The sequence below is a fragment of the bacterium genome, from assembly GCA_035380285.1.
Lineage (GTDB): Bacteria > Auribacterota > Erginobacteria > Erginobacterales > DAOSXE01 > DAOSXE01.
The window spans coordinates 1-9,995 of record DAOSXE010000050.1; the positions used below are offsets into that span (position 1 = coordinate 1).

Below are 9,995 nucleotides of genomic sequence, written 5' to 3' on the forward strand. Positions count from 1 at the left end.
AGCGGAGAGGGTGGGATTCGAACCCACGGTGCCCGCAAGGGCACAACGGTTTTCAAGACCGCCCCGTTCGACCGCTCCGGCACCTCTCCGAAAGGGGACCCGAAGGGCCCCGGCCACAGGATAAGCAGGGGCGCCCCCGGGCGGAAGCGTTTTTTCCCGGCTCAGAGCCGGGGGCGGGGCCGGGTCCCCAGGGGGACCCGAGGGATGGAACGCCACTGGGTGGTCAGCGTCATCCCCCCCGGCAGTTCGGGGGTGTAGCCTATCGCCCGGACCGCCACGATCAGGGAGCGGTCGGGACGCAGTTCCAGATCCAGGCCGGTCTTGCCCAGGACCTCGCCGGCGGGCCCCAGCACCTGGACCTCGACCTTCCGGGCCCCCTGGGGGGGGTAGGCCCGGAAACCCTGGATGTTCTTGGGCAGCAGCAGCCAGCTGCGCAGGTCCGCCTGCTCCGAAGCCATGTTGTAGATGTCGAAGAGGAGCCCCACCCAGCCGTTGGCGTCGGCGGCGGCGTTGGCCGCCGTTCCCTTGATGACGGCGCGGACGATCTGCCGGGTCACGGTGATGGGGATGTCGTCCACCAGGGTCTGAATGGCCTGGGCCTCGACGTCGTCCAGCAGCAGGGTCGTCCCCCAGTCCTGGCCGTCCACCAGGACCCGGGCGCCCGCGATCTTGGTGGGCACGGTGTCGTAGACGGCGAAGGCCAGCGAGACGATGAAATTGTCGATCGCGATGGGGATGTACACCTCGCGTTTGACCGGGGCCAGGCCGCACTGGAGAAAGACCACCAGGTCGCCCCGCTCGGCCAGGGAGAACTCCTCTCCCGGCAGGGGCACCCGGCTCCCCTCCCCGTAGGTGTAGGCGTCGCGCCCGGCATAGACGAACTCGGGGCATTGCTCCAGGACCCGGGAGCAGTCGATGGCCGCTTCGGAGAACTCCCCCTCGATGTCGTAGATGATGGAGGAGAGGTAGGAGCCGAACGCCGAAAGGTAGAGGTTGATTCCCCGGGAGGCCCGGGCCCGGGCCTCGGGGCCGAAACTCTGGAGCAGATCGGAGCCGGTCCGGTCGATGGTGGCCTGGTTGACGTTCTGTTCCCGGGCCTCCTTGCGGGCCTCCTCCAGTTCCTCCTGGTGCCGCCGGGCCTCCTCCTTGCGCTGCTGGTCGAAGCGGAAGCGCTCCACCCGGGCCCCCTGGACGTCGCCGAGCATGAGGTAGTTGAGCGCCTTGTAGCAGTAGAGGAGGAGCTTCTCGTACCCCTTGCCCTTGTAGGGGAGCACGGTCTCGTTGGTGACGGCGGCGGCGGCCTCGTTCCCGGCGTCGCGGAGGCTGACGTCGGCCCGGCGGTCGAAGTCCCGGAAGACCCCGTACGCCTTCTCGAAATCCCGGTTGCTGGCCTCGTACTCCCCCGCCGCCTGGTGGATCGTCCCCCGCTCCAGCAGGGCCAGCAGGCCGTCGGTGGAATCTTCGCACTCGTCGTCGGTGATCTCGGCCAGGGCCGAGGGGTAGTCGCCTTCGACGAAGCTGCGTCGGGCCGATGCCATCCGGCTGGTGTAGCTGGCGCATCCCGAAGACCACAGGACCGCGAGCGCAAGGACCGCGATCCTCCCGCATCCCTGGCCGGCCCGCTCCTTCAAGATCCATCCCCCTTCTTCACCCGGGCGGGCCGCCCGCGTTCGACGTCCGCGCGCGGACGGCCCGCCCCGGGGTCATGAGCATCCGGTTCAGAACCAGTAGTCGAGGTGGATGCCCCCGCCCACCCCCTGGTAGTAGGTCAGGTCCAGGGCGGCGGAAAGCCCCCTCACTCCGGTCTTGACGATGAAGCCGACGTCGATGGCGGGGAGAACGTCGTCTTCGGTGGAACCCTGATCGGGGTCGAGATAGGACCCCAGAATCCCTCCCCGGAGGCTGAGGTCGAAGTAGGTCGTGATCCGGGAGCGGAACGCGGCCTGGACCAGGTACCGGTAGTGCCCGACGTCGGTCTTGGCCCCGCCGACCTTGGCTTCGAGATCCTGGTAATCGGCGTAGTAGCCGCTGCCGTGGATCCCCAGGTCGAAGGCCCCGTAGCCGTACTCCTGGCGCATCAGCCAGAAGGTGGCCCCCAGGCCCGCGCAGAGGGCGGTCTCTCCCTCGACCGGCTCCCAGTCGATGGTTTCCCCGCCCAGGTCGACGAAGAATTCGACCCAGCGTCGGTCGCGGAACTGGATCCGGGCGCCGTACTGCTGAAAGTTGAGGTTCTCGTCGGCGATCTCGTTCTCCACCCGGTACTCGTAGAAACCGCCGAAGGAGAACCCCGAGGGCGGGAGCGTCTGGGCGGAGGAGACCCCGGCGCCCAGGAGACAGGCGCCGGCGATCGACAGGCGGCAGACTGCTTTTTTCATGATCAGTACCCGAACCGCGGATTGACTTCCAGCTTGCTCAGCTCTTTTTCGTCCGACCACTCCAGAATGCCGGTCCGCAGGTTCTTCAGGTTCATGGTGAATTTGTAATAGACCGCCTTCTTCGTGTTCCAGAACTCTTCCTTGCTCTGGGAGATCTCGGTGATGTTGGCGGTCAACTGGTACTCGGCCGCTTCCTGGGTCCCGAACTGGGCGGCGGCGTCCTGCCGGGTCAGCCCCTGCTCCTGCTGGCGCCGGATCTCGTCGATGGTCTGGTTGTCCGTGCTCTTGTCCAGGAACCGGAATTTCCCCGAACGCAGCAGACGGGTCCGGATCGTGTCCGTCACCGCCTCGGTGTCGATGTGCTGGCCGGTCTTGTTCTTGACGCTTTCGACCACGATGATCGGGCGCCGTTGGTCGGTGACCTGGACGATGGGGGGGAAGGTGAGCAGCGAGGCCACCATCTTATCCGCGATCGATTGCAGATCGGTGGCCCCGAAGTCGGTGTCGTAGACCGGGACGTTCTGGGCGTCGCCGTATTCGTAGGTCGTGCTGCAGCCGCAGACCAGGGCCGCCGCCCCCAGAAGAATCAGTTTTGCCGTGCCGACTCTCATCATCTCCTCCCTTGCGTTACTCGGTTCTGAGCTTGAGCTTGAAGGTGCGCGCGCTGGGGTTGGGAGCGACGCCCTGGACGGTGACGGCGTCGTTGCCGTAGAGCACCAGGTTCAACCACGGGGTCGATCCGGCGTCGAGTTCGACTCCCTGCCCGTCGAACCAGGAAAAATTGTAGAGCACGCTCTGGGTGTCGCTCTCCTTGGAGACCAGGGTCACGGTCGCCCGCATCAGGTCGCCCACGAAGTCAGTATACATTTTGACGATCTGGATGTCATCCGCCAGGCTGGGGTTGTTGACGACCACGAATTCGCTGTACTCGTACACCCCCGGCGCGACTTCGGTCGCGGTCACCGACCCCGAGATCCCCGCGCTGGAGGAGCAGCCGGAGAGAAGCCCGGCGGCCAGGACTGAGGCCAGGGCGGCCACGGTCGAGATTGCTATGCCCTTCTTCATGTTCCGCCTCCTCTATGGTTTACCACTGTAACGGTTGTTCGCCGGAACCCGGCGTATCCGGGCTGACCCGGACCGGGGCGGTCCCGGTCCCGGTGTCCTCTTCCCCGCCGGACCAGGTCACGCGGGGGATCTCGACGCCGGCTTCGGCCGAGGCGTCCTTCTCCACGATGCACCCGGCGGTGACGCCCAGATCGTCGCCGATGCTCAGCGCCGTGCTCTGGCGGTCGTTGCCCCGGATGATCCGCGCCCGGCAGAGCGGGACCTTGTCCCGGTAGACTTCCCCGGTTTCTTCGTCCGTCACCGCCTCGTAATGATAGACGGTGACCATGTCGCCCGGTCCGAAACCGCCCTGGGCCCCCCGGTTGATCAGAAGCTGGATCTTGCCCTCCCCGGCCTGGCTGACCTTGAGAACCTTGGCCGGCTTGAGCAGGCCGAGCAGGTCCCGGGTGAGCCGCCCCGAGGCTTCCTTGGCCATGTCCACCAGAACCCGGTCGGAGGCCGTGGCCTGGCCGGGGGCGGCCATGCCGGTGGAATCCACCCGCTCCACCTGAATCGACGGCGATTCCGGCAGCACCTCCCCGGTGGTGGTGTCGACCACCTGGACCAGGATGGAGAGGAAGTAGCGGCGGGTGACGGACTCGCGCCCGATCCCCGCGTAGACGTCGGTATCGGTCCTGACCTGAAAACCGTCGACCTCGGGGAAGAAGGCGTAGGCGGCCCCGGTCATCCGCCCGATCCGGGCGGCGTCGGTCCCCACCGCCACCTGTCCGAAGGCCTGTTCTTCCTGGACTTCGGCCACCCGGGAGCGGTCGACCAACTGGAAGAGCCTGGTGGCGTTGAGGGCGCCGAGAAACTGGGTCTCCAGGGAATCGGCGATCCGGCGCAGGTCGACCCCGTATCCTTCCCGGGCCGCCAGTTCCGTCACCGACGGCTGAACCTTGACCCGGCCGACGAAGATGGTATCTTTCTTCCCCGGGCTTTCCTGGCCGAGCGCGGGCAGGGCCAGAGCCGCTCCCGCCAGGACCGCCAGGGATACCGCGAACAACTTCTTCATCCTACTGCTCCTTCTTCTCTTCCACGATCACCCGCGGGGTATTGTCTCCCACCGAGTAATCGGTGACGTTGGAGGTGTCGATCCGTTCGTAGCTCTCTTCCAGGCGCTTCTTTTCGCCCTCGGCCAACTGCTTCTTGGCGTAGGCGTCGGCTTCGCTCTGTTCCCGGGCGATATCGATGCCGGCCTGGGATTCGGCCATGGCCTGCTTGAACCCTTCCAGGTCCTTGTAGCGGGCCAGCCCCGCGTCCGACAGCTCCATGGTGATGGTCAGGGTCTGGCCGTCGTAGACGTTGATCCTCCGGGCCCAGGGCTCGAACCAATCGCGGGTGATGCGGATGAAATGGATCCCCGGCGCCGCCGCGTACCGGGTCGGGACCTGTCCGGCCGAGCCGATGACCATCCCGTCCAGTTCCACCGTGGCCCCGTCCACCCCGTTGAGGGCGAGGGTGAAGGGAACCGCCCCCGGAGGCGCCTGCGGAGCCAGCGTCCGGGCCTGGGCCCCGATGTTCGCGGCCAGGCGCTCGGCGCCGTCCGAGAGCAGGGAGTTGAGATACTCCCCGTTGTCCTCGATCCGCAGGCTGTCGGTGGCGGGGATCTTTTCCGTAACCGCCACCGAATCCCCGATCACCGCCGTCCCCCGGCCGGCGTCCAGCATGCGCAGGGAAAGCCGGAGGGTGTACTCCTCGACCTGGTTGGCCACCCCGAAAGCGGCGGCGCTGGTGGTGCGGTTGCCCAGGGAATCGAGAGAAGCCACCGCCAGGTAATCGGCGTCGAGCATCTGGGCCAGCCTCAGGGCGGAGGCGTCGTCCAGGGTCAGTTCGCCCTGGGCCAGGGCCTCGACCCGCTCCAGCGCCTGGTCGGCGCCGGAGGACTTGAAGCGGTCGATGGCGTCCTGACGGCTGATCACGGTCAGCCCTTCTCCCGCGAGCCGGGCCAGGAGCATGTCCCGGAAGGAATCGATCCGGGAGTCGAGGTCCGCGCCGCCCCGGTTCTGTACGAAAACGGCGACCCTCGGGGAAGCCGCTTCCCCCGGGTCGGCCCGGACTCCGGCGCAAATCGCCGAAGCCGCCAACACCACGGCCGCTGTTACCGCTGCTGATCTCATGCTTCGTCCTCCTCGTGAAGGTTCGGGTTTCCGTGTGATCCGGCGGTTCGCCGCTCACCTGCTTTGACGGAGGGAAGGAATTTTTATTCAACCCGCCCCCGCCGTCAGGCGGCGATTTTCATCCACTTCTCCGTAGAAAACTTCAAGGCCATGGTCAGGGAATAGACCACGGTCATCACCCCGAACGCCGCCCAGCCCCCCACGATCCCCCAGCCCATGACCACCGTGGCCAGGTAGGCGGCGGGGATGAGAAAAAGCCAGTAGATCAACAGTTCGGCCCGCATCACCCAGTGGGTGTCCCCGGCCCCGTCCAGGCATTGGGAGAGAACCGTCCCCGCCCCCAGGAAGACCTGGGTCAGCCCCAGGACGATCAGCGGCCAATAGGCCAGGTCCGCCACCCCGGGATCGTCGGTGAAGACGGAAATGATGGGGCCGGCGAAGACGATGAACCCCAACCCGACCAGACCGGTGAACCCCATGCCGAAGCGGGCCGACCCCCAGCCGTAACTGCGGGCCGCCGCGTACTTGCGGGCCCCCAGCGACTGGCCGATCAGGGTGGCTCCGGCGATCCCGATCCCGACCCCGGGCATGAAGGAGAAGGAGAGGATGGTGAGCAGGACGTTGGAAGCGGCCAGCGAAACCACGTCGTTCTTGACCATCCCCACGATCTTGAAGAGGAGGAGGAAGGCGCTGAAGGTGAGGAACATCCTCACCCCCCGGGGAAAGGAGAAATACACGATCCGTTTCATCCAGTCCCAGCACAGGTGCCGGGGCGAAAAAAACCGGCAATACCGCAGGTTGGTGTCGCGGAAAGCGCAGATCAGGATATAGGCGGAGCCGCTCACGACCGCGATGGTGGAAGCCAGGGCCGCCCCGGCCACCTCCAGCCGGGGGAAGATCCATTTTCCGTAGATGAGCAAATAGTTCAAGAAGATGTTGAGCACGACCACGATGATCATCGACTCCATCCGGATCCGGGTCTTTCCCACCCCGTCGAAATACCCCCGGAACGAGGCCATGGTCAGGTAGAAGAAGAGGCTGATGAAGCGGATGCGCACATAGACGCTGACCAGGTGCCGGACCTGGTCGTCCCGGACCAAAAGCCCCACGAAAGGCAGGACCTGGGAGATGGCCAGACCGGAGAGCACCAGGCCGATGGGGGCGGTGAGCAGAAGCGAGTTGAACAGCACCTTGCCCGCCGCCTCGTAGGACTTCTCCCCCCAGCGCCGGCTGACCAGGATCTGGGTGCCGATTCCCAGAGCTTCGAAGGTGACCGCCAGGACCATGAAGACCATCGAACCCAGCCCGGTCGCGGCCAGGGCCCGGGCGCTGATCGGTTCCAGGTGGCCGACCATGGCCGCGTCGGAGATGTTGAGAATGACTTGGGACATCATCCCCAGCATCAGCGGCCAAGCCAGCTTGAATACCCGGGGAGGTATGATATTCTGGGGATTAAGGTTGCCGAAACCGGTAATCATTATCAGGCATGGTAGCAGATCGCCCGGTATTATAAAATACTTGTTGAAGTCGGCGCCGTCTGTGCGGCCGGATGGAGAAAAACATGAAGCTGATCGTACAGGTTCCCTGTCTGAACGAAGAGAAAACCATCGCCGCCACCGTCAGGGATATCCCCCGTTCCATCGCGGGGATCGAGACGGTCGAGGTCCTGATCGTCAACGACGGTTCCACCGACCGGACCGTGGAGGAGGCGCTGGGCGCCGGGGCCGACCACGTCGTCTCCCTGGCCGAGAGCAAGGGGCTGGCCCGGGCTTTCATGGCCGGGATCGGTGCCGCCCTCAAACTCGGGGCCGACATCGTCGTCAACACCGACGCCGACAACCAATACCGGGGCGAGTATATTCCCGCCTTGATCCGGCCCATTCTGGAGAACCGGGCCGATATGGTGGTGGGGGACCGGCAGGTCGCGGAGATCGCGCACTTCTCCCCGATCAAGAAGGTCCTGCAGAAAGCGGGGAGCTGGGCGGTGCGCAAGCTTTCGGGCCTGCAGGTGCCCGACGCCGCCAGCGGCTTCCGCGCCTACAACCGCGAAGCCGCCCTGCGCCTCAACGTCGTCTCCGACTTCTCCTATACCCTGGAAACCCTGATCCAGGCCGGCAAGGGCAGCCTCTCGGTGGCCCACGTTCCCGTCCGGACCAACTCCCCCACCCGCCCCAGCCGGCTCTTCCGGGGCATCGGCGACTACGTCAAGCGCTCCCTGGCCACCCTCCTGCGGATCTACACCATGTACGAACCCCTCAAGGTCTTCAGCGCCATCGGGAGCCTGGTCATGCTCGCGGGGGGAATCCTGGCGGGCCGGTTCATCTATTTCTACCTGGTCGGCCAGGGGAAGGGGCACATCCAATCCCTCATCTTCGCCGCCATCTTCCTCATCGTCGGTTTCCAGGTCCTGGTCATCGGGCTGCTGGCCGACACCATCGCCGCCAACCGGAAGCTGACCGAAGAGGGGCTGTACCGGATCCGGAAGATGGAATTGGGCTCGCCGCCGGACCGGGAGTGACGCGCGTGGTCGACGACGCCATCTCCGCGCCCGCGGCCCCGGCCCGGCTGGCCTACGTGGTCAAATACTACCGCCCCATGCCCCGGATCTCCGGTATTCTCACCTTCGTCCACGACCTGGTCGGGCGCCTGGCCCGGACCTACCGGGTCGGGGTCTTCACCTCCCTCTATTCGCCGCGGGCCCTCCGGAGCGAACAGTACCGGGGATACGAAATCCGACGGCTGGGAGGCGCCTTCCCCTGGTCCGCGGGAAGGGCGGTGCGGCGCTGGAAACCCGACGCGGTCGTCTTCGGCTCCGGCTTCTGGAGACCCCAGTACCTGCTTCCCTACTGGGAGGTCTTCCGGGCGGCAACCGGCCGGCTCCCGGCGCCGGTCCTGCTCACCCAGTACACCACCATGTCGCGACGCCGGTTCCGGCTTCTGGGCGCCATGACCCCCTCCCCCGACGCCGTCGTCTGCACCACCCCTCCTCTGCGCGACGACTGGGAAAAACTCTTCCCCGGGAAGACGGTCTTCATCCCCGCCGGCGTCGAAACCGACGCGAAGGCGAGCGGGAGCGAAGGCGCGAGCGCGCCGGGAGATACCATCAGGGTCGGCTACTTCGGGCACCTGGAGGCGCATAAGGGCCCCGACCTCCTCCTGGAGGAGTTCATCCGGGTCGCGCCTGCCAACGCCCAGCTCCTCATTCACGGCGAGGGCCCCCTGGAGGGAAGTCTGCGCCGGCGCGCCCGGGGCCGGGAAGACGTGCTCTTCCAGGGGTACGTGCCCGATACCGGGCCCTGGCTGCGCAGCTGCTCGCTGCTGGTCTTCCCCTACCGTTCCTCGGTCTCGGTCCTGGGCTATTCCCGGGCCGCCCTGGAAGCCCTGGCCGCGGGCATCCCCATCCTCTCCACCGCCACCGAGGCCGTCGCCCCCCTGATCGAGGAAGGAGTCAACGGCTACGTCTGCGCCGGGCCCGGCGAAATCGGGGACCGGCTGCGCTATCTCCTGGAACGCCCCCGGGAGCTGGAACGGATGCGGGCGGGAGCGGCCGCCAGCGCCCGGCCGTTCGATATCGGCGCCGTCGCCGACAGTTACCGCCGCACGATCGACGGCCTGCTCGAACGGCCATGACCGCGGCTCGGGGAACGTTCCTGCTCCTGGCCGCCGAAGCGGCCTTCGTCGCCAGCGGCTGGGTCATCCACGTCGGCTCCAAGCGGGTGCTGGGCCTGGAACTGTACGGCGTGTTCGGCATCCTCCTCTCCCTCCTCACCAACTACCGGATTTTTCTGGCCACCGGCGTCAACCGCGCGGTCGCCCGGTATATCGCGGAGACTCCCGACCGGGCCCGCGCCGTCCGGGACGCCGCCCTCCGCATCCAGCTTTTCCTGGGCCTGGCTCTGGGAGCGGCCGTCTGGTTTCTCGCCCCGATCCTGAGCCGTTTCTGGCACGACCCCGCCCTGGCCGGCTACATCCGCCTCAGCGCTTTCTTTCTTCCCCTCTTCGGCCTCTACTCGGTCTTCCGGGGGGTCCTCAACGGGTTTCGGCTCTTCTCCCGGGAAGCCGCCGTCTCCATGATCTATTCCCTGCTCAAAGTGGCCCTGCTCTTCGCCCTGATCTTCTCCCTGAAGGTCTACGGGGCGATCGGCGGGTACCTGGGAGCGGTGGCCTGCGCCACCGTTCTCGCCGGGTTCCTCGCCCCGGCCCCGGACGGCTCCGGGGGGCCGTTCCCGGCGGGGAAGCTGGTCGCGTTCGCCGCGCCCGTGGTCCTCTTCTCCTTCACCGTGAGCCTGATCCAGCACGCCGACCTTTATTTCGTCAGGGCCCTGGCCCCGGACCCGGGGCCGGCCGCCGGGTACTACACCTGCGCCCAACAGTTCGCCCGGATACCCTACATGCT

At 66.6% G+C, this 9,995-nt stretch carries 10 protein-coding genes and 1 tRNA gene; 3 read left to right on the forward strand and 8 right to left on the reverse strand.

Annotated features, from left to right (window positions below):
- Nucleotides 1-2: 2 nt before the first annotated feature.
- From PLZ73_12070 to PLZ73_12105, 8 genes are all read right to left on the reverse strand, one after another.
- Nucleotides 3-89 (reverse strand) — tRNA-Ser (locus PLZ73_12070).
- 72 nt (nt 90-161) lie between these two features.
- Nucleotides 162-1,631, reverse strand: a complete 1,470-nt coding sequence (locus tag PLZ73_12075; protein HOO78609.1) for a hypothetical protein — start codon at nt 1,629-1,631, stop codon at nt 162-164.
- Nucleotides 1,632-1,718: 87 nt separating this feature from the next.
- Complete coding sequence (locus tag PLZ73_12080; protein HOO78610.1) at nt 1,719-2,375, reverse strand: hypothetical protein; 657 nt, start codon at nt 2,373-2,375, stop codon at nt 1,719-1,721.
- Nucleotides 2,376-2,377: 2 nt separating this feature from the next.
- Nucleotides 2,378-2,986 carry a penicillin-binding protein activator LpoB gene (lpoB, locus tag PLZ73_12085; GenBank protein HOO78611.1) on the reverse strand — a complete coding sequence of 203 codons (609 nt, stop codon included), beginning with the start codon at nt 2,984-2,986 and terminating at the stop codon, nt 2,378-2,380.
- A gap of 16 nt (nt 2,987-3,002) precedes the next feature.
- Nucleotides 3,003-3,440 carry a YcfL family protein gene (locus PLZ73_12090; GenBank protein ID HOO78612.1) on the reverse strand — a complete coding sequence of 146 codons (438 nt, stop codon included), beginning with the start codon at nt 3,438-3,440 and terminating at the stop codon, nt 3,003-3,005.
- A gap of 19 nt (nt 3,441-3,459) precedes the next feature.
- A complete protein-coding gene (locus PLZ73_12095) occupies nt 3,460-4,494 on the reverse strand; it encodes a CsgG/HfaB family protein (protein ID HOO78613.1) in 1,035 nt (344 codons plus the stop codon).
- 1 nt (nt 4,495) lies between these two features.
- Nucleotides 4,496-5,599, reverse strand: a complete 1,104-nt coding sequence (locus PLZ73_12100) for a PEGA domain-containing protein (GenBank protein ID HOO78614.1) — start codon at nt 5,597-5,599, stop codon at nt 4,496-4,498.
- A gap of 104 nt (nt 5,600-5,703) precedes the next feature.
- Complete coding sequence (locus PLZ73_12105; GenBank protein HOO78615.1) at nt 5,704-7,002, reverse strand: MATE family efflux transporter; 1,299 nt, start codon at nt 7,000-7,002, stop codon at nt 5,704-5,706.
- 158 nt (nt 7,003-7,160) lie between these two features.
- On the opposite strand from PLZ73_12105, the gene PLZ73_12110 reads away from it, so the two are divergent.
- The 3 genes from PLZ73_12110 to PLZ73_12120 form a co-directional block, all read left to right on the forward strand.
- Nucleotides 7,161-8,117: a glycosyltransferase family 2 protein gene (locus PLZ73_12110; GenBank protein ID HOO78616.1), complete on the forward strand. Its 957-nt coding sequence runs from the start codon at nt 7,161-7,163 to the stop codon at nt 8,115-8,117.
- The gene (locus PLZ73_12115) at nt 8,114-9,229 is read left to right on the forward strand and encodes a glycosyltransferase family 4 protein (GenBank protein ID HOO78617.1); all 1,116 of its coding nucleotides are present in this window, start codon (nt 8,114-8,116) and stop codon (nt 9,227-9,229) included. The genes PLZ73_12110 and PLZ73_12115 overlap by 4 nt, the downstream gene beginning before the upstream one ends.
- Nucleotides 9,226-9,995, forward strand: a 770-nt coding sequence (locus PLZ73_12120) for an oligosaccharide flippase family protein (GenBank protein HOO78618.1), incomplete at its 3' end; no start/stop codon positions are given. The genes PLZ73_12115 and PLZ73_12120, both read left to right, overlap by 4 nt.